Origin of the sequence: Rhodococcus sp. WY5, from assembly GCF_018588185.1 — a bacterium.
Classification (GTDB): domain Bacteria; phylum Actinomycetota; class Actinomycetes; order Mycobacteriales; family Mycobacteriaceae; genus Rhodococcus_F; species Rhodococcus_F qingshengii.
This window is the reverse complement of the sequence record NZ_JAAMPR010000001.1, coordinates 170,864-189,565: the sequence shown is the minus strand read 5'-3', so window position 1 is coordinate 189,565 and position 18,702 is coordinate 170,864. Positions and strand designations below refer to the sequence as shown.

The window sequence follows — 18,702 nt, the reverse complement described above, 5'->3', positions numbered from 1 at the left end:
CCGCTCCATTGGTCAACCCACGTCAACGGTGCGTTGCAGGAGGCTGGGCGCCGCACCCAGCAGTTTGGCCGTGTACGCATCGGACGGGCTGTCGAATACTTCCTGGGCCGTTCCCTGCTCGACGATCCGCCCGGCGTTCATGACGACGATGGTGTCGGAGACGTACCGCACCGTCTGTATGTCGTGCGAGATGAACACCATGCCGAGCCCCAACCGAGCCTTGATGTCGCTGAGCAGATTCAGGATCTGCGCTCGCACCGAGACGTCGAGCGCCGACGTCGGCTCGTCGGCCACGATGACGTCAGGTTCGAGCGCGAGTGCACGCGCGATCGCGACACGTTGCCGCTGACCGCCGGAGATCTGGCTCGGGATGACTTCGAGCGCAGATTGGGGGAGTCCGACCAAACCGACCAGCTCGCGAACTCGGGCGGTTCGGCTCGCGCGGTTGCCGATGCCGTGGACGTCGAGTGGATCGGTGAGGATGTCGGCCACCGTCATTCGGGGATTGAGCGCGGTAGCCGGATCCTGGAAGACGATCGAGATCGCCCGGCCGAACTCCTTGCGCACGCCGGCCGACCGGGTCAGAGCGCTTCGGCCGCGAAAGACCACGTCGCCCGACGTCGGCTTCTGCAGTCCGACCATGACTTTGGCCAGAGTGGACTTGCCACAACCCGACTCGCCCACGATGCCGATCGTCATCCCTCGTCGTACGTCGATACTGACATCGTTGACCGCGTGAACCGTGCCGGGTTTGAACAGTGATCCCGAACGGGTCTTGTGGACGACGTGAATGTTCTTCAGTTCCAGGATGGGTGCTTCAGCTGTAGTCATCGCACGCTCTCCAATTCCGATTCTGTACGTATGGGAGTCGCGGACTGGTCGGCGAACCAATGCTCGGTCCCGTCGACCCGGACCATCTCCGGCTTACGGAGGGGGTCGGAGTCCGGGCGAGTGGAACGCTCGGCGAAACGGTCACCCGCCGCGAAGTTTCCGGGCGAGGGAACAGTTCCCTGAATCTGATGCAGTCGCGGCGCTTCGTCCTCGATAGAGAGAACGGCACCGAGAAGGCCCTGGGTGTATTCGTGGCGGGGATCGACGAGCAGATCACTCGTGGGCGCCGACTCGACGACCTGACCGGCGTACATCACCGTGATCTTGTGGGCCAGGGAGGCTACGAGTGCCAGGTCGTGGCTGACGAAGACCATTGCAAATCCCAGCTTTTCCCGAAGATCGTTGAGCAAGTCCACGACCTGGGCCTGGACGGTGACGTCGAGGGCGGTGGTGGGCTCGTCCGCGACGATCAACCGTGGACTGCGGGTGAGCGACATGGCGATCAGAACGCGCTGGCGCTGACCACCGGAAAGCTCGTGTGGGTAGCTGGCGAGAGTGCGCACCGGATCGAGTCCGACGAGTTCGAGCAGTTCCTCGGCTGTGCGGGTACCGCCGCGCTTGGTGAGCTGCTTGAACTGCGCGCGTATCAGCATCGCCGGGTTCAGTGAACTCAGCGCATCCTGGTAGATCATGGCCATGTCGTGTCCGCGTAGCTTGTTTCGCTCCCGGTTGTTCAGCTCGAGGACGTTGACTCCGTCGAACAGGATCTCGCCGGTCACCACTGCCGTCTTGGGTAGCAGACCCATGATCGCCAGCGACGTGAGCGACTTTCCGCAACCGGACTCGCCGACGAGCGCCATCGTCTCGTTCGGGCGGACGGTGAAGCTCACGTTGTCGACGATCGCCGTGTCTCCGTAGCGTTCCGGGAACCGGATCGTGAGATTGCGGACCTCGAGGAGTGGTGCGGCATCGCCCTCGTACACAAGACGATCGGACCGAGATCGCTCGGTTTCGGCCAGGATCTTCAGGTGAGTTTCGAGAGGAGTCGGCTCGGCGGCCGGTTTCAGGACATCTTTCACGACGCTCGGGTCGGCGAAGTCGTCGATCAACTCCGGAGTGTTGACGACCGATGCGGCTTCGTCCTCCAGAATGAGTTCGTTGGAGGTCTCCCCCGCTGCGGCGGTCTGCGCTGCTTGGAGTGCGGAGGGCGTCTTCTTGGTCTTCTTCAGACTCGGATCGGCCATCGCGTCCGTCAGGCCCTCGGCGAGCACGTTGAGGGATAGCACCGTCAGAAGAATCAGCAGACCGGGGAACACCGTTGCCCACCAACCACCGAGAAGGACCATGTTCTTGCCGTCGGCGATCACCGATCCCCACGACGGGTCCGGGGGACGCACACCTGCTCCGATGAACGACAGGCTGGCCTCGAGCACGATGGCGTCGGCGACCATGACAGTGCAGAAGACGAGAACGGGCGCAGCACAGTTGGCTACGACGTGCTTGACGACGATGTGTGAAGTTCTTGCGCCGATGACCTTTTCGGCCGCGACGTAGTCCTCACCGTACTGAGCGAGAACATTCGCGCGAACGACGCGAGCCACCATCGGTGTGTAGAGGAACGCGATAGTGACGATCAGAACCGGGATCGAACCACCGAAGGCCGCGACGAGTACGGCAGCGAGCGCAATGCCCGGGAACGCCATGACCACGTCGAGCACTCGCATGATGGTCTCGTCGACGCCTTTTCGGCTCGTTGCGGCCACCGATCCGATGAGAGCGCCGGCGCACAGTGCGAGGAAGGTGGAACCGAGACCGATGGTCAGCGACCAGCGTCCGCCGTAGAGCAAGCGGCTGAACAGATCTCGGCCGAGGCTGTCCTGACCGAACCAGTGGTCGGCGCTGGGGCCCGCGGTACCTACCGCCTGTTCGAGTGGGGTGTACTGCGTGATCAGCGGCGCGAAGAGGCAGGCGAGCACGATGATCGCGAGAACCGCCATCGACAGCCAGGCAGAGAGGGGGAAGCGAGAAAAGGTGATGCCGGGTCGCGAAAGCTTCTCGGTGAGTTTTCTTCTCATCATGCTGCGCTCCGAAGTCGTGGATTGACGAGCAGGTAGAGGATGTCGACGGCGAGGTTGACGACGACGAAGCCGACCGCGATGACGATGACAACTCCCTGAACGACTGCGGGGTCACCGTTGGTGACGCCGTTGATCATGAGCTGACCCATGCCGGGCAGGCCGAAGATCTGCTCGATGACCACAGCGCCACCGAGGAGGTAACCGACACGGAGGCCCAGGACGGTGAGCGGGTTGATCAGCGCGTTACGCAACACATTCCGTCCGATCACCACGTGATAGGGCAGGCCGCTGCCGATCGCGGTCCGGACGTAGTCCTTGTCCAACTCCTCGACCATCGACGTGCGGATGATGCGCGTGAGTTGTGCTGCGACGGGCAGTGACAGGGACAGCGCCGGGAGCGCCATGTACCAGAGCCAGTCGCTGACGGAGTCGCTCGGATTGACGTAGCCACCGGTAGGGAACCATCCGAGTTGGACAGCAAGGTACTGAATCATCAGCAGTGCCAACCAGAATGACGGTGCCGCCACACCGCCGAGGGAGATCACTCGGATGACCTGATCCGGCCAACGATCGCGGAACAGTGCGCTGGTGACGCCGAAGATCAGCGAGAGCACGATGGCGATCACCAGTCCGAGAACCGTGAGCTGAATGGTCAGTGGCAGAGCGGTGGAGATCGAATCCAACACCGGGGTACCGGAAATCAGACTGTCACCCATGTTGCCGCTGACCAGATCGGTCACGAAGTGAACGTATTGCAGCGGAAGCGGATCGAGCAGTCCGTTCTCTTCCTTGAACTGCTGCAACTGTTCCGCAGTCGGGTTGCCACCGTTGAACGCCGCGGTTGCGGGATCGGTGGGCGCGAACTGCATCACGATGAAGACGAACGCGATGATGCCGAGGATCAGGGGGATCAGTATCAGTAATCGCCTGATCAGCATGGGGAGGACTCTTGCCATCGGGGGATCTCTCAGTTGTGGGAAACGGCCGAGCGGGCGGGTATCAGGCCGGCTTCGCCTGAAGCAGGTTGACGCCGGGGTACGGCAGCGGAGTGACGTCGGCGATCTTCTTCGGATCCCACGCAGTCAGGAGCTCCTGATGGAGAACCGGGTAGTAGACAGCATTTTCGGCGATCTGGTTCAGGTACGACTGCACGAGGGTGCTGCGCTTTGCCGGGTCGGTCTCGCGGGTGGCTTCGTCCATGGTGGCGTAGATCTTCTGCGCTTCGGGGGTGTCGTCCCACTTGGCGTAGGTCTTCGTCCACAAGCCGCCCTTGCTGTACGTGTAGCGGACGAGAAGGTCGACGTCGCTGCCGAATGCCTGCGGGTTGGACGTACCGGCGGCGATCTGGAACTTCTGGCCGCTGTTGAGCTTGCTCACCATGGCGCTGGTGTCCTGCGGTTCGAGTGTCGTGTTGAATCCGACTGCGTCCCAAGACTCTTTGATGGTCGGCAAGCAGTCGGCCAACCAGCTGACGTTGGTGGAGAGCAGCGTCAGGTCGAGGCCACTGACACCGGCGGCAGCGAGGAGCGAGCGGGCCTTGTCCGGATCGTACGAGTAGACGGTGGACGCTCGCGCGTAGTCGGGGTTGCGCTCGTACAGGTAGCTCGTGGCCGGTGCTGCCTTGCCGCCGAGGGCGATCTCGATCATCTTCGGGGTGTTGATCGCATAGAACATCGCCTGGCGAACACGAACGTCGTCGAACGGTGCCTGAGTCGTGTCGAAGAGCAGGTACATGAGGTTCATGCCCGGGTTGCCCTCGACGGTGCGCCCACCGGAGGTCAGAGTGGGGACGTTGGCGACGGGGATGTTGTCGGCGAGTTGTGCACCGGCATTGTTGCCCGAGACGCGCGCGATGCGTGAGGAGGTGTCGACGATGGAGAGCCAGTTCATGGTCGCGAAGTTGGCCGGACGCGGCCCGTTGTACGCCTCGAAGGCCTCGAAAGCTGTGTTGCTCTTGGGGGTGTGGCTCTTGAGCTTGTACGGACCGGAACCGACGACCAGCGTTCCGGACTTGGCCTCGTCCCAGTGGCCGTCGAAGACGTGCTTGGGCATGATCTTGGCGATCGAGAGACGCTGTGCGGCAGCGCTGAACGGGTAGTTGAAGTTCAGGGTCACCGTTTGGTCGTCGACCTTGGTGACGGACTGCAGCCAGGAGGAGAAGAAGGAGCGGATCAGTACGTTCTGCTGTGGATCGAGGATGCGATCGAAGGTGAAGACGACGTCGTCCGAGGTGACCGGAGTGCCGTCGTGCCAGGTTGCTCCCTCGCGGATTTTCATGGTCCAGCTCGAGGCAGTGGCGTCGGTCGGGACGGCCTGTGCGAGCGCCGCATACGTCTCACCGGTGCCTGGATCGTTTTCGAGCAGTCCCTCGTAGACGTGGTTGACCGCTGCCATGAGGAAACCGGATGCAGTCTGCATCGGGTCGAAGCTCTGGTCGTTGCCGTATCCGATGGCGGTGGTCAGATCGCCGGTGCTCGCGGAACCGCCGACAACCGAGGTCGACGACGGCCCGCCGCCACAGGCCGCGAGAGTCGCGGTGATACCTGCTGCAGCTCCCAGTAGCCCGGTGTACCGGAACAGGTCTCGGCGGGTGAACGCGGAGCTCAGCGGTCGTTCGTTCTTCAAGGCGGCCTCCAAGGCGGGGAGCGGGACATCAAGGGAGTGGATAGGGGATGTCCTATGTTCGACGTCCGATGTTGCGTAACTTACATTGTGGATCAGAAAGCGTCTAGAGAATCTTCGGAACTGGCGGCGCCGAACTTCGATGTTTCGCCGGATTCGAGCCAAAAATAGTGCGCTCACCTGCATAGATGAAGACTGTGTTACCGGCGTCGAATTGACGAGCGATGACGCTGGCCGTATAACATAGGACATCCCTCATCCAATCTTTGGAGACTTCATGACCCGATACAAAGTCGGTGTGGTCGGTTGCGGATTCTTCGGTAGTTCCCTCGCTCGCGAGCTGGCTGCCCATCCACGTTTCGAACTGACGATGCTGTGCGACCGTGACTTCGAGCGGGCCAAGGACGTCGCCGCAGAGTTCTCGGCAACCCCGACAGACGATCACGACGCGGTGGCCGCTCACCCGGAGTTGGCCCTCGTTGTCGTCGCGACGCCCAATCACGCGCACGCCGAACCTGCCATCGCGGCGCTCGAACACGGCAAGGCAGTTTTTGTCGAGAAGCCACTCGCCGTCGAACTGGTCGATGCGCAGAACATGATCGCGAGCGCTGACGCGAGCGGTTCGCCGTTGATGGTCGGGCACATCATGCGGATGATGCCGGGTGTACGACGTCTGGCGGACCTGCTGGCGTCGGGGGAGCTCGGCGAGGTCGCTGCGATCGAAACGTCTCGCTCACGCTGGATCGACACCGACGGCGCAGATCCACAGTGGTGGAAGCTCGACAAGAGCCGAACGGGTGGAGAACTGACTCACGAGATTCACGAACTGGACCTGATGTGCTGGCTCGGCGGCGAGGTGACTGCCGTGTCGAGCATCGCCACCGCGGACGACGGCTTCCGCAACACAGTGGTGTCGTTCGCCGGCGGCGCGATCGGCAGACACACCATCTCGACGCGTTCACACACTTCGTCGTGGCAGCTGACGGTCGATGCCACCGAAGGTTCGGTCCACGCGGACTTCCACACCGGCCGGGTCAGCCGACTGCGCGGGGGACAGGTCGAAGAGTCGTGGCCGATCTTCGACATCGACGCCGAGAACCAATCGTTGATCGACGCTGCGAGCAGGACGCAGAAGTACAACTCGGGTAACGGAGGATCCTCGCTGTGGATGCAGGCTGCGATTCGTGCCGAAATCGACGAGATGGCAGCAGTTCTCGACGGCAAGGCTGATCCCGACTCGCCGTTGACGTACGCACGTGAACGCGCACTCGTCGTCGCCGAACAGGTGCGACTCGGTGGCGGCGAACCGGCAGCGCTCTCGGGAAGTGCCAAGTGACGGTGCGTGTAGCCGTCATCGGTAGCGGCGGAATCGCGCGGGACCACGTCAGCGCCTTGGCGCGCATCCCGTCGGTCGAAGTCGCCTACGTATTCGGCAGTGACTTGGACCGGGCCGCATCGGTTGCGGCGTTGGCGCCGGGCGCGAAGGCCAGTACCGATCTGGCGAAGATTCTCGCCGACCCGAGCGTGCAGGCGGTCAACGTCGTCGGGGCCACTCCCGACCACGCACCCGTGACGATAGCCGCGGGCCGCGCGGGAAAGCATGTGCACGTGGAGAAGCCGGCCGCGCTGACAGTCGCGGACTTCGACGCCATGGTCGAGGCCACCGAAGGTGGCGGCACCTCACTGATGGTCGGACAGACCGTACGATTCCAGCCGTCGATCACCTCGATCGGAAACTCGGTTGCACAAGGTGCCATCGGCGACCCCCGGTTGATCCATCTCAGTTGGTACTCCGGCCATGTCTGGCCAGGGGGCTGGCGAGGCTGGCAACACGACAAGGAACGTTCGGGTGGTCACCCCGTTCACAACGGAACCCACGCACTCGATCTGGTGACGTGGCTGATCGGTCGTCGTCCGACCCGTGTGTTCGCTCGTAGTTTCCCCACCTTCGCGGCGGGGATGCCCGTGCACGACAGCTTCCATCTGACCGTTCGCTTCGAGGACGGATCGCTGGCTCTGATCGAATTGGCCTACGCGCTACCACAATCGGGAAAGATGGTGCGTCGGATCGTGGTGTCGGGGACTTCCGGCACGCTCGCGCACGACACCGGCGACGACCCGGGACTGATGACGGACACGACCAACGCGCCGCCGTCGTCGATCGAGGACGCGATGTCGCATCAGATGCGTCACTGGATCGCCACTCTCGACGGTTCCGCGAGCCCGATAGTCGAGAACTGGCAGGTGCGTGCAGCTCTCGCGACTGCCATCGCTGCCCAGCAATCGCTCGACACCGGCCGCGCTGTCTCGATCGGAGAAAACCAATGACCGGCACCGGTTCGATCCGCGTCGGATTTGTCAGCGGCGTCAGGCATGCCGGCTCCTATGCGGACCTGTTGCGATCCGATCCTCGAGTGAGCCTGGTCGGGGCCTCCGACGAATCCTCGGTCTCCGATTGGATTCGTGAGGACGGGATCGCGATGGCAAAGGCCGCAGACATCGAGTGGATCGACGAACTCGGCGAGTTGCTCGACCCCGAACGGATTGACCTGGCGATCATCTGCAGTGAGCCGACCAGGCATGCGCGGCTTGCGATTGCCGCATTGAACGCCGGACTCGACGTCCTGGTGGACAAGCCGGTGGGCGTCGACGAGGCGGAGGCCGCGGCGGTTCAGCAAGCCGCACGGTCGAACGGGCGAATCTGCACGGTGGTGAACCGCACTCATTCACCTGCGCTCCGGCGACTGCGCCGATGGATCGACGCCGGAAATCTCGGACTGCCGCGCCACGTCGACATCGAGTTCCTCGCAAGCGGAACACATTTCGCGACGTCTGTCGAGCGTCCCGAACTGGTGGTGGATCCCGCGCTTTCCGGCGGGGGAGAAGTAGTGAACTTCGCCGGTTACGCCGCCGACTACCTCCGATACCTCACCGGCCTGGACGTCACCGAGGTGTACGCCGAGACGAGCACACTCTACGGCGGGGGCCACCAGCAGTTCGGAGTCGAAGACACGGCGTTGATCTCGCTCGCCCTGGAAAACGGCGTCACCGCGACGGTGACCGTCGGAAGAATCCCCGCAGCACCGGGTTTCGGCGCGAATACCGCGACGGTTCGCGTCCTCGGATCCCACGGATACGCGAGTTCCGACGACGACAAACCCGCGGTGACCCACTTCGCGGCCTCGGGAGACGTGACCGCACTACCCATCGGCGGCTTCGGTTCGGACAACGCGGTGTCGAGCTTTCTCTCTCACGTGCTCGATCGACTTCCCACACGGACCGAACCCGACTACACCGTGGCAGACGCCCGCGCGTCGATGCGCGTGATCGATGCTGCCTATCTGTCCGCCTCGAGCGGTCAGCCGGTCTCCGTTTCTCCCTGACAGCCGCACCCACAACTCAATCCGACAACCAACATATGGAGACCCCATGAGCACGGAAACCACCACCTTCAGCGGAATCGTCCCGCCGATCGTCACACCACTGACGCTCGAGGGCGAGGTCGACACCACGTCGCTCGAACGCCTGCTCTCACTGCAGATCGAAGCCGGAGTCGACGGCTTGTTCGTCCTCGGTTCCTCGGGTGAGGTCGGTTACCTCACCGACGCTCAGCGCGCCCAGGTGGTGCAGACGGCCATCGGTCACGTCGGCGGCCAGGTACCGGTCCTCGTCGGAGTGAACGACATGACCACCAACCGGGTCATCGCCGTCGCCGAGCAGGCGCGCGAGGCTGGTGCGGATGCCATCGTCGCGACGGCGCCGTTCTACGCGATCACCGATGCAGCCGAGACGGCAACGCATTTCCGCTCCATCCACGCCGCAGTGGATCTTCCGTTGTTCGCCTACGACGTCCCGGTTCGTGTCCACAGCAAGCTCAGCCCGGCAATGCTGGTCGAGCTCGGTCGCGAGGGAGTCATCGCCGGCGTGAAGGATTCGAGCGGCGACGACGTCAGTTTCCGTATGTTGCTCCGTCAGTCGGCCGGGCTCGAAAACTTCGCCGTCTTCACCGGGCACGAGGTAGTCGTCGACGGATGCCTGCTGATGGGTGCTTCGGGCGCAGTGCCCGGCCTGGCCAACGTGGACCCGCACGGCTACGTACGACTGTGGCGCGCTGCGCAGGCAGGAGACTGGGCCGCAGCGAAGGCCGAGCAGGATCGACTCACCGATCTGTTCTCCATCGTCGAGGCGCCGACACCGGGTCGCGTCAGTGCCGGTGCCGCGGGTCTGGGCGCGTTCAAGACGGCTCTGGCCCTGCGCGGCGTCATCACCGGCAACACGATGTGCGCGCCGATGCTCTCGCTCGACGAGTCCGAGACCGCAACGATCAAGGTCGTTCTGGAACAGGCCGGGCTCCTCTGACATGACATCTGGGCAGAAGCGATGGATCGGTATCGACATCGGCGGCACCAAAGTGGCTGCCGCGGTGGTGACGTCCGACGGAGACGTGATCGACACCGTTCGTGCGGCAACACCGACGGCGGGTAGGGAAGCCGTTCTCGGGACCGCTACCGCGTTGATCGACCGTCTGAGGGCGAATCACACGGTAGCCGGAATCGGAGTCGGTGCACCGGGAATCATCGATCGGGTGCGTGGCCGCGTCGTGTTCGCCTCCGACATTCTGTCCGGATGGAGTGGCGCCGAGGTTCGCGGAGAACTCGAGGCACACTCAGGCCTACCGGTGACGGTGGACAACGACGTGCGCGCGATGGCCCACGGCGAGAACATGATCGGCGCCGGACGCGGTCGAACCTCTGCACTGTTCGTCTCGATCGGTACCGGAATCGGTGGCGCGTTGACCGTGGGCGGTCAGCTGTACCACGGTGCCCACGGAACAGCCGGCGAACTCGCGCATCTGTTGGTTCCGGTTTCCGGGGCGATAGGTTGCGGTTGCGGCAGAACCGATCACCTCGAGGCAGTCGCGTCTGGCCCGGCGATGGCAGCCGAGTACGCAGCGCGGGCGGGTGTGCCCACTCAACCGTTACAGGCAGTGGTGGCGCTCATGCACTCGGGCGATCCGATCGCCCGTGCCGTGGTCTCCGACGCCGGTACTCTGCTGGGCCGCGTCCTGGCCGGCGTCGCCACCGCATTCGATCCCGAGGTGATCGTCATCGGCGGCGGTGCAGCCCAGATCGGAGCCGACCTCCTGTCGCCGCTGACCTCCGCTTTCCGGGTGGAAGCGATGGGCCCCATTGCCGAAACTGCCATTCTTCCTGCCCGTTTGGGCACCGATGCGCCGCTCGTCGGCGCTGCGCTACTGGCCGCCGCAACACGAATCGAGGTAACACCGTGACTGTGGAAGAATTGCTCACGATCATCAGCGGGAAGCTGATCGTGTCCTGTCAGGCCGGACACGGCCATGCCCTGCGCGACACCGGGACCATCGAGAGGATGGCCCGCGCCGCGGTCGACGGCGGAGCAGTGGCGATCCGCTGCGGCGGTGTGGGCGGAACCCCGGATGTCGCCGCAGTCGTGTCGGCAGTGAAGGTACCGGTGATCGGTTTGACGAAGATCGGCTCGGAGGGCGTGTTCATCACGCCGACAAGGGAATCAGCCCTCGAAGTCGTGGATTCGGGTGCGCAGATCGTGGCTGCCGACGCCACGCTGCGGCCTCGTCCGGACGGGCTGACCTTTGCCGACACCGTCGACGCGGTCCATGATCGCGGCGGCCTCGTCATGGCCGACTGTGGAACACTCGAGGACGGCATCGCTGCCGCCGCGGCGGGCGCCGACGTCATCTCCAGCACACTGGCGGGATATACCGAGAACAGCCGACGGCTGGCCGGCCCGGACCTGGAGCTGATCTCGGAACTGCGGCAGGCACTTCCAGATGCAGTCCTCATCGCCGAGGGGCGGTACCACAGCCCGGAGGATGCGGCACGCGCCATCGCCCTGGGTGCAGACTCGGTGGTTGTCGGAACCGCAATCACGGATCCGGCGTTCATCACGTCGAAATTTGCAGCCGCAGTATCGGGCGCCGGAAGGCAGAGGGTGTGACCCCGACGTCGAAGGCTTTGAAGTCCAGGACTGCTGAACGGATTCGACTGGAGACTTTGCTCGTAGACTCCTCGACGCCGATACGGTGGGTCTTCACCGGCGACAGCATCACTCAGGGATTGACGCACACCGACGGTCATCGAAGTTACGTCGAACACTGCGCCGAGCGCATCCGTGGTGAGCTTTCCTTGTTCAACCACGTCCTTGTCAACACCGGGGTGAGCGGCAATCGATCCTCCGATGTGCGTGCGGGTTTCGCACACCGCATCGAGGTGTTCGAACCCTCGGTGGTGTTGATCATGCTCGGTACGAATGACGCATTGGATGGCGAAGAAGGACTGGAGCGGTTTCGAGACGACCTCTTGGACACGATCTTCCGGACACGAGCGATCGGTGCGGTGCCGATCCTGCAGACGCCGCCACCGATCGACGTCGAGAATGCGCCCACCAGAGCGGGATTGGTTCAGTACGTCGAGGTCGTGCGGCAGGTTGCCGCCTCGACGCGCGTGGTGTTCGTCGACCACTACGCGCAGTGGACGGCCCATTCTCCCGAGGGCCCACCGCCGGCTCTCCTGGCTGACGCATTCCATCCGAACGAACAAGGGCACTACGTGCTCGCGGACGCCGTGCTCCGTGAGTTGTCGATCGCGGATACCGAAGTTCCCGTTGTACCGCAGGTGATGTCGTGATGCATCGTGGACAAATTCTTCGTGGACAACTGGTGACCGGTGGGCAACTGCTTCCGGACGGTGTCGTCGAGATTTCCGGTGATCGTGTGGTGTGGGCCGGGCCCGCGTCGCAGCGAACCGATCCGTTACCCGAACGGGCAGCTGCGGGGACAACGATCATCCCGGGGTTGGTGGACGTTCACTGCCACGGCGCCGGCGGATTCGGTTTCCCCGAGGCAGACGAGTTCGGATCCACCGTGGCTGCCGATCACCACCGGACGAACGGCACGACCTCGGTGATCGGCTCGCTCGTCTCCGCGCCGCCGCAGATCCTGCGCAGTCGCATCGAGCTCCTGGCAGGACTGGTGGACGAGGGCACGCTGGCCGGAATTCACCTGGAAGGTCCATTCCTGTCGGTACTCCGTTGTGGCGCCCAGGATCCCGACAGCATTCTCGACGGCGACCCGGCTCTGCTCGAGTCGCTGCTCGAAGCCGGCCGCGGGCACATCCGCTCGATGACGATCGCTCCGGAGACAGCACACTTCGGCGAACTTGCCTCATTGCTGGAGCGTCACCGGGCCGTCGTGAGTATCGGACACACCGATGCGTCCAACCCGATTGCGACACGTTCGATCGCACACTCGGCGCATGCACCGCTCAGTGCCACTCACCTGTTCAACGGTATGGCTCCGATGCATCATCGCGCTCCCGGCGCAGTGGCGGCGTGTCTTGCCGCGGCCGCGAAAGGACAGATGGCGGTCGAGTTGATCGGGGACGGAGTACATCTCGCCGACGAGACGGTGGCGACGGTGTTCGATCTGGTCGGTCCGCATCAGATCGCGTTGGTCTCCGACGCGATGGCTGCGGCGGGAATGCCCGACGGGCGCTACCCACTCGGACCTCTCGACGTCGACGTGGTCGGTGGCGTGGCGCGGCTGGCCGGCCAGGGGGACACGGCCATTGCCGGCGGGACGAGTCGGTTGATGGACATTGTCCGCAGAGCCGTCAATCACGCGGGCGTCGATCTGCTTTCGGCTGTCATCGCAGCGACGGCAACGCCTGCTGCGCTGATGGGGCTGGCCGGAATAGTCGGCGATCTCGTGCCGGGTTGCCGGGCCGATCTGATCGTCACCGGTCCAGAACTCGAAACGCGCGCCGTCATGGCCGCTGGGAACTGGCTCATGAACTACACCGAAAGCTGAGGAATCAACCGATGGAAATTGTCATTGTCGACAGTGCGGAGGCGGCCGGCACCGTTGTTGCCGACATCTTCGAACACGCGGTGCATTCAGGTGCACGGACTTTGGGCCTGGCGACAGGATCTTCACCGCTCTCGGTGTACCGCGAACTCGCGCGCCGTCACCGCGAGGAAGGGTTGAGTTTTGCCGGCGTGCAGGCGTTCCTGTTGGACGAATACGTCGGCCTGCCGGAAGGCCATCCGGAGTCGTATGCCCAGGTGATCCGCACCGAGCTGGTGAGTCACCTGGACCTGGACGCGGCAAGGGTATTCAGCCCCGACGGAACCGCGCCGGATCCATTTGCCGCCGCGGCGGCCTACGACCGGGCGATTGCGTCGAATGGTCCGGTGGACGTTCAACTTCTGGGCATCGGCGGCAACGGTCATATCGGTTTCAACGAACCGACGTCCTCACTGAATTCGAGGACCAGGGTCAAGACGCTGACGGAACAGACTCGAACCGACAACGCCCGGTTCTTCGAGAGTCCGGACGACGTACCACGGCACGTGATCACCCAGGGCCTCGGAACTATCTGCGAAGCAAAGCATCTGGTGATGATCGCGACCGGCGAGCACAAGGCCGCTGCGATTGCCGCTGCCGTCGAGGGGCCGCTGGCCGCGGTGTGCCCGGCATCGGTCCTCCAACTGCATCCACACGCGACGGTGGTGATCGACGATGCAGCGGCATCACAGCTTCGGCTCACCGAGTTCTACAAAACGGTGTCGGCGCACAAACCGCTTGCTCAGCACTACTGAGATATCGGGCTAGACGGGCTCTCGCGTCTTCTCGAGGCCGAGTGCCATTTCGGGAGTGAGTAATTGGAAGTCGGATTCTCCACGCCGTCGGATCCACACCGGATCGGAGGTGTTCCAGCGTTCGGCGCTCTGCGTTCGAGTGACCACCTTGAACGTCGCCGTTCTCGGGAACTCACTGCACACTCGGATCAAGGTCGGCTTCTGCTTCGGCCCGAGTTCCGGCCGGGAATCGATGTATTCGGCTACGGCTGCCGGGTCGAAGTTGTCGACATCGCCGACCGGAATCACCGACGCCATGACGCGGTCGCCGACGTCGCTGTCGGGGACTGCGTACACGGACACCTGCGCGAAGCCCGGGTAACCGACCAGGGAGCGTTCGATGGGTGCGGCACCGATGTTCTCGCCGTCCACTCGCAGCCAACCGGAACTGCGTCCCGCGAAGTAGACGTAACCGTCGACGTCGGTGTACGCCAGATCGCCACTCCAGTACTGGCCGTTGCGCATTCGCTCGGCGTCGGCTTCCGGGTTCTTGTAGTACCCGGCGAATGTGCCTGGGCCGGTGACATTGACCAGTTCACCAGTTGCCTCGTCGGCGTTGGTGATCCGGCCGTCGGCATCGAAGACTGCAGGCGGGCATGGCGCTCCGGTCTCGGGATCGAGGATCTTGACGCCGTCCGGGAGCAGTCCGAGGGCGCCGGGCCGGGGAACCGGTGCCGCGGAGATCGAAATGCCGCCCTCGGTGGAACCGAACCCGTCGATGACGCGAGCGTCGAAGCGCCGGACGAAGGTGGCGACGGCGGGCGCCGAACCCTCGTTGCCGTACATGATCTTCAAGGTGTTGTCCCGCTCGTTCGGCACCTCGGGGGTGGAAGCGATGAAGGACAACGGCTTTCCGACGTAGTTGGAGTACGTGATTCCGTACTTGTGAACGTCGGGTAGAAAACCCGAAGCGGAGAACTTGCGTCGCATGGCAATTCCCGCACGAGCGTGCAGCGCGACCGTCCACGCCGCCATCATCGCGTTGGAATGGAACATGGGCATCGCCATGTAGACGACGTCGTCGGCGCCGAGCCCGAAACGATCGGCAAGCATGACGCCGGGAGAGGCCAACTTGTGGTGCGTGCACCGAACCGCTTTGGGATCACCGCTGGTTCCGGAAGTGAAGATGAGCATCAACAGATCGTCGGGCTGCGCCGTCGACGCGTAGGCCGGCGTATCGGCGAAGGGCGCCAACAATTCCGCCCAGGCCGGAGAATCCACGTTGATCACCCGGACGTCGCCGAGATCGATGTCGTCGAGTAGATGTGCCTGGTTGTTCTCGGTGAAGATGACCTGGCAGTCGGAGAGCGCAATGTCTCGCGCCAATGCCGGGCCGCGCCTAGTCGTGTTCAGCCCGGCGGCGACCGAACCCGAGAACGATGCCGCTCCGAGCAGCAACGAGAACTCGGGGACGTTCTCCATCAGAAGTCCGAAATGCCTGGGGCGCGTTCGATCGAGCAGCGTGTCCAGCAGCGCTGCTCGATCGAACGAGCCTTGAACGTGCTCGCGCCAGGTGATGACCTGGTCCTCGAAACGGAGACCGCGGTCGTCGATCTCGCTGACTCCGAGGAGTAGATCGGAAACAGTGGGGCTCTGACTCATAGCTGCATCATCATCGATTCGTCTCGGACCAGGTCATGGATTTCCACTCGGTGGGACGCACTCAGGCAGGGACTGCGGCAAGTACCTTGCCGAGCGCGCGAAGCTGATCCGTTGCGTTGCCGAGCAGGAACTCGTGATGCTTGGCCGCGAGGAAGTAGCGGTGAACCGGATGGTCCTCGTCCAGACCGACACCGCCGTGAACGTGAACCGCAGTGTGCCCGACACGGTGTCCCGCATCTGCAGCCCAGAACTTGGCCGTCTGTACAGCGCCGTCGGAAGGAAGTCCTTCGCTCAGACGCCACGCGGCAGCCCACAGAGTCAGACGGACACCCTTGACGTCGATGTATCCGTCTGCGAGGCGCTGGGCCACGGCCTGGAAACTACCGATCGGTCGACCGAACTGCACACGCTCGGTGGCATATTCGGCGGTCAGCTTCAACGCTTGATCGAGCACTCCGTACTGGTAGGCGGTCGAACCGAGCTGAATTCGCTCGACGATCCACGCCGCGATGTCCGATCCCTGGGCAACCGAGCCGAGAACACGATCGGCCGGGATCTGCACCGAATCGAATTCGACGAGACCCGCGCTCGAGAAATCTGTGGTCGATTGCCTGGTAATGCTCACGCCCGCGTCCGACGGTTCGACGAGGAAGACCGCGACGCCGTCCTCGGTGATGGCGGGGACGAGGAACAGATCTGCGAGCGGTGCACTGTCGACGGTGATCTTGGCTCCGTCGATGCGCCAACCTTCGGCGGTCTTCTCGGCACGCGTGACGGGGTGGGCCGGGTCGTCGTTGTATTCCTCGGCGAGGGCCGCGGTGAGTATCTTCTCGCCGGCGGCGGCGGCGCTCGCCCATTCGTCTCGCTGCTTGTCCGAGCCGAATTCCGCTATCGCTGCGGCGGATCCGACGATGGACGTCAGGAACGGAACGGCTGAAACACCGCGTCCGAGTTCGGCCAGGATGCTGCACTGCTCGAGGACCCCGAATCCGTCTCCGCCGACCGACTCCGGAAGGGCCGCACCGAGGACGCCGGCCGAGGCCAGAGCGTTCCACAAGATGGCGTCGAAGCGGTCTTCCGCGGCGTCGAGTTCACGAAGGCGATCGTTGGTGACCAGTTCGGTGACTACGGATCGTGTCAGGCCGGACAGGTCCTGCTGGGCCTCGGTAAGGGTGAATTCCATGATCGTGGGTCCTTATCGCTTCGATGCGGGAAGCCGCAGAGCTGTCATTCCGATGATGTCGCGTTGCACTTCGTTGGTACCGCCGCCGAACGTCAGGATCAGCGAAGAACGATGCATACGTTCGATGCGGCCGCGCAGAAGGGCTCCGGGGGAGTTCTGCCTGATCGTGGCGGAGGATCCGAGGATTTCCATCAGCAAGCGGTAAGCCTCGGTGGCGAATTCGGTACCGAACACCTTGTTGGCGGACGCAGCTTCGGGGCCGGGAGCGTGATCGGTTGCGGAGGCGATTTCCCAGTTCATCAACTTCAGGTACTCGGCTTTGGCATGCACGCGAGCCAGATTGATCTGCACCCATTCCTGGTCGATCATGCGTCGGCCGTCGGGCAGCTTGGTGTTCTGTGCCCACTCACGGACCTCACGCTGCGCGGTCAGAATCGGTCCGGCCGAGGTGAGGGCAACGCGCTCGTGGTTGAGCTGATTGGTGATCAGTGCCCAGCCGCCGTGTTCCTGACCCACGATCGACGACGCCGGGACCCGTACGTCCTGGTAGTAGGTGGCGCTGGTGTCGGGGCCGGCCATGGTGTGAACCGGTGTGTAGGAGAAGCCTTCTGCCGTGGTGGGGACGATCAGCATGCTGATTCCCTTGTGCTTCTTGGCTTCCGGATCGGTGCGGCACGCCAACCACACGTAGTCGGCGTACTGGATCAGGCTGGTCCACATCTTCTGCCCGTTGATGACGTAATCGTCACCGTCACGGACCGCCGACGTGCGCAGAGAGGCCAGGTCGGTGCCGGCCTCGGGCTCGGAGTAGCCGATCGCGAAGTGGAGCTCACCGCGAGAGATCTTGGGCAGGAAGAAGGCCTTCTGCTCGTCCGTACCGAAATGCATGATTGTCGGCGCTACCGAATTGATCGTCAGGAACGGCACCGGCGCACCGGCGATGGCAGCTTCGTCGGTGAAGATCAGCTGGTCCATCGCGGAGCGTTCCTGTCCGCCGTACTCTTTCGGCCAACCCAGCGTGAGCCAGCCGTCCTGGCCCATCTGCGCGACGACTTCGCGGTACACATTGCCTTCGCCGTACTCACCCGTCGTGGCGGCGAGCGCTTCACGCCGCTCGGGAGTCATCAGTTGTGCGAAGTAGGCACGCAACTCCTCCTGGAGCTGTTGCTGCTCAGGGGTGTAGGTGATGTGCATGGTTACCTCTCCATAGAGATACGAATCAAAGCGTCAACCATTCGATTGACACAGGTTCTATCGATGCGTTCATCGGCGACAAGGGGCGCCCTCGCCGTCTCCGGCGGATCGTTCGACGTCCGTTCTCGGTACTTTTTCGAATCATTGCACACGACTGAAACAGGTTCTAGTGTTATCGCCAGGAACGGTGTGCGGCACAGCCCTGCGGCACTCGTTTCGTATCCGTGTTCGTGTGAGCAGTTGTGAGTAGAGAAGAGGAATCGCCATGGAGGTCAGGGTTGATCTGGACCGTTGCGAGGCAAACGGTGTGTGCGTCGGGATCGCGCCCGATATTTTCGACCTCGACGACAACGAGGAGCTCGTGATCAGTTCTGTGCGCCCACCGGAGGATCGCTGGGAGGATGTCCGTTCCGCGATCGCTCAGTGCCCGCGCGCGGCACTGACCGAACATCCGTGACGATGGTTGCCCAAAACAAGAACACGTTCTAAAGTTGCGAA

The 18,702-nt window shown here is 63.5% G+C and carries 17 protein-coding genes; 10 read left to right on the top strand and 7 right to left on the bottom strand.

Annotation, left to right across the window (positions count from 1 at the left end; all coding sequences use genetic code 11):
- Positions 1-12 precede the first annotated feature (12 nt).
- From G4D79_RS00780 to G4D79_RS00765, 4 genes are read right to left on the bottom strand one after another with little or no spacing between them, the layout of a single operon-like run.
- Positions 13-831 carry an ABC transporter ATP-binding protein gene (locus tag G4D79_RS00780; protein ID WP_099697026.1) on the bottom strand — a complete coding sequence of 273 codons (819 nt, stop codon included), beginning with the start codon at positions 829-831 and terminating at the stop codon, positions 13-15.
- A complete protein-coding gene (locus tag G4D79_RS00775; protein ID WP_235867749.1) occupies positions 828-2,906 on the bottom strand; it encodes a dipeptide/oligopeptide/nickel ABC transporter permease/ATP-binding protein in 2,079 nt (692 codons plus the stop codon). Before G4D79_RS00775 ends, G4D79_RS00780 begins: the two co-directional genes overlap by 4 nt.
- Entirely contained in the window at positions 2,906-3,865 is a 960-nt protein-coding gene (locus G4D79_RS00770) for an ABC transporter permease (RefSeq protein WP_003945671.1), read from the bottom strand. Before G4D79_RS00770 ends, G4D79_RS00775 begins: the two co-directional genes overlap by 1 nt.
- 43 nt (positions 3,866-3,908) lie before the next feature.
- Positions 3,909-5,534, bottom strand: coding sequence for an ABC transporter substrate-binding protein (locus G4D79_RS00765; protein WP_007734285.1), 1,626 nt, complete (start codon positions 5,532-5,534; stop codon positions 3,909-3,911).
- A 274-nt stretch (positions 5,535-5,808) separates the two neighbouring features.
- On the opposite strand from G4D79_RS00765, the gene G4D79_RS00760 reads away from it, so the two are divergent.
- The 9 genes from G4D79_RS00760 to nagB are packed head-to-tail and all read left to right on the top strand — an operon-like array spanning position 5,809 to position 14,186.
- Positions 5,809-6,867 carry a Gfo/Idh/MocA family protein gene (locus tag G4D79_RS00760; protein ID WP_099697024.1) on the top strand — a complete coding sequence of 353 codons (1,059 nt, stop codon included), beginning with the start codon at positions 5,809-5,811 and terminating at the stop codon, positions 6,865-6,867.
- Positions 6,864-7,859: a Gfo/Idh/MocA family protein gene (locus G4D79_RS35185; protein WP_099697023.1), complete on the top strand. Its 996-nt coding sequence runs from the start codon at positions 6,864-6,866 to the stop codon at positions 7,857-7,859. The genes G4D79_RS00760 and G4D79_RS35185 overlap by 4 nt, the downstream gene beginning before the upstream one ends.
- Positions 7,856-8,914, top strand: a complete 1,059-nt coding sequence (locus G4D79_RS00750) for a Gfo/Idh/MocA family protein (RefSeq protein ID WP_099697022.1) — start codon at positions 7,856-7,858, stop codon at positions 8,912-8,914. Before G4D79_RS35185 ends, G4D79_RS00750 begins: the two co-directional genes overlap by 4 nt.
- 46 nt (positions 8,915-8,960) lie before the next feature.
- Positions 8,961-9,890, top strand: coding sequence for a dihydrodipicolinate synthase family protein (locus G4D79_RS00745; RefSeq protein WP_007734313.1), 930 nt, complete (start codon positions 8,961-8,963; stop codon positions 9,888-9,890).
- Between the two features lies 1 nt (position 9,891).
- Positions 9,892-10,821: an ROK family protein gene (locus tag G4D79_RS00740; RefSeq protein ID WP_058039191.1), complete on the top strand. Its 930-nt coding sequence runs from the start codon at positions 9,892-9,894 to the stop codon at positions 10,819-10,821.
- Entirely contained in the window at positions 10,818-11,525 is a 708-nt protein-coding gene (locus tag G4D79_RS00735; protein ID WP_047269588.1) for an N-acetylmannosamine-6-phosphate 2-epimerase, read from the top strand. Before G4D79_RS00740 ends, G4D79_RS00735 begins: the two co-directional genes overlap by 4 nt.
- The gene (locus G4D79_RS00730) at positions 11,522-12,214 is read left to right on the top strand and encodes a GDSL-type esterase/lipase family protein (RefSeq protein ID WP_042449509.1); all 693 of its coding nucleotides are present in this window, start codon (positions 11,522-11,524) and stop codon (positions 12,212-12,214) included. The genes G4D79_RS00735 and G4D79_RS00730 overlap by 4 nt, the downstream gene beginning before the upstream one ends.
- The gene (locus tag G4D79_RS00725) at positions 12,214-13,395 is read left to right on the top strand and encodes an N-acetylglucosamine-6-phosphate deacetylase (RefSeq protein ID WP_235867741.1); all 1,182 of its coding nucleotides are present in this window, start codon (positions 12,214-12,216) and stop codon (positions 13,393-13,395) included. The genes G4D79_RS00730 and G4D79_RS00725 overlap by 1 nt, the downstream gene beginning before the upstream one ends.
- An 11-nt stretch (positions 13,396-13,406) precedes the next feature.
- The gene (gene nagB / locus G4D79_RS00720) at positions 13,407-14,186 is read left to right on the top strand and encodes a glucosamine-6-phosphate deaminase (protein WP_099697020.1); all 780 of its coding nucleotides are present in this window, start codon (positions 13,407-13,409) and stop codon (positions 14,184-14,186) included.
- A gap of 9 nt (positions 14,187-14,195) precedes the next feature.
- On the opposite strand, the gene G4D79_RS00715 is transcribed toward nagB, so the two are convergent.
- From G4D79_RS00715 to G4D79_RS00705, 3 genes are all read right to left on the bottom strand, one after another.
- Entirely contained in the window at positions 14,196-15,827 is a 1,632-nt protein-coding gene (locus G4D79_RS00715; protein ID WP_042920426.1) for a long-chain-fatty-acid--CoA ligase, read from the bottom strand.
- A 61-nt stretch (positions 15,828-15,888) separates the two neighbouring features.
- Complete coding sequence (locus G4D79_RS00710) at positions 15,889-17,010, bottom strand: acyl-CoA dehydrogenase family protein (protein WP_064443137.1); 1,122 nt, start codon at positions 17,008-17,010, stop codon at positions 15,889-15,891.
- A 12-nt stretch (positions 17,011-17,022) separates the two neighbouring features.
- Complete coding sequence (locus G4D79_RS00705; protein WP_003945878.1) at positions 17,023-18,204, bottom strand: acyl-CoA dehydrogenase family protein; 1,182 nt, start codon at positions 18,202-18,204, stop codon at positions 17,023-17,025.
- Between the two features lie 265 nt (positions 18,205-18,469).
- On the opposite strand from G4D79_RS00705, the gene G4D79_RS00700 reads away from it, so the two are divergent.
- Positions 18,470-18,661 carry a ferredoxin gene (locus tag G4D79_RS00700; protein WP_007734330.1) on the top strand — a complete coding sequence of 64 codons (192 nt, stop codon included), beginning with the start codon at positions 18,470-18,472 and terminating at the stop codon, positions 18,659-18,661.
- Positions 18,662-18,702 lie beyond the last annotated feature (41 nt).

Excerpts from the sequence above, each read along its gene's own strand:
- G4D79_RS00705 (WP_003945878.1), bottom strand. The coding sequence starts at position 18,204 with ATGCACATCACCTACACCCCTGAGCAGCAACAGCTCCAGGAGGAGTTG.
- G4D79_RS00700 (WP_007734330.1), top strand. The coding sequence starts at position 18,470 with ATGGAGGTCAGGGTTGATCTGGACCGTTGCGAGGCAAACGGTGTGTGC.
- G4D79_RS00770 (WP_003945671.1), bottom strand. The coding sequence starts at position 3,865 with ATGGCAAGAGTCCTCCCCATGCTGATCAGGCGATTACTGATACTGATC.
- G4D79_RS00715 (WP_042920426.1), bottom strand. The coding sequence starts at position 15,827 with ATGAGTCAGAGCCCCACTGTTTCCGATCTACTCCTCGGAGTCAGCGAG.
- G4D79_RS00740 (WP_058039191.1), top strand. The coding sequence starts at position 9,892 with ATGACATCTGGGCAGAAGCGATGGATCGGTATCGACATCGGCGGCACC.
- G4D79_RS00745 (WP_007734313.1), top strand. The coding sequence starts at position 8,961 with ATGAGCACGGAAACCACCACCTTCAGCGGAATCGTCCCGCCGATCGTC.
- G4D79_RS00780 (WP_099697026.1), bottom strand. The coding sequence starts at position 831 with ATGACTACAGCTGAAGCACCCATCCTGGAACTGAAGAACATTCACGTC.
- G4D79_RS00750 (WP_099697022.1), top strand. The coding sequence starts at position 7,856 with ATGACCGGCACCGGTTCGATCCGCGTCGGATTTGTCAGCGGCGTCAGG.
- G4D79_RS00710 (WP_064443137.1), bottom strand. The coding sequence starts at position 17,010 with ATGGAATTCACCCTTACCGAGGCCCAGCAGGACCTGTCCGGCCTGACA.
- G4D79_RS00725 (WP_235867741.1), top strand. The coding sequence starts at position 12,214 with ATGCATCGTGGACAAATTCTTCGTGGACAACTGGTGACCGGTGGGCAA.
- nagB (WP_099697020.1), top strand. The coding sequence starts at position 13,407 with ATGGAAATTGTCATTGTCGACAGTGCGGAGGCGGCCGGCACCGTTGTT.
- G4D79_RS00760 (WP_099697024.1), top strand. The coding sequence starts at position 5,809 with ATGACCCGATACAAAGTCGGTGTGGTCGGTTGCGGATTCTTCGGTAGT.
- G4D79_RS00775 (WP_235867749.1), bottom strand. The coding sequence starts at position 2,906 with ATGAGAAGAAAACTCACCGAGAAGCTTTCGCGACCCGGCATCACCTTT.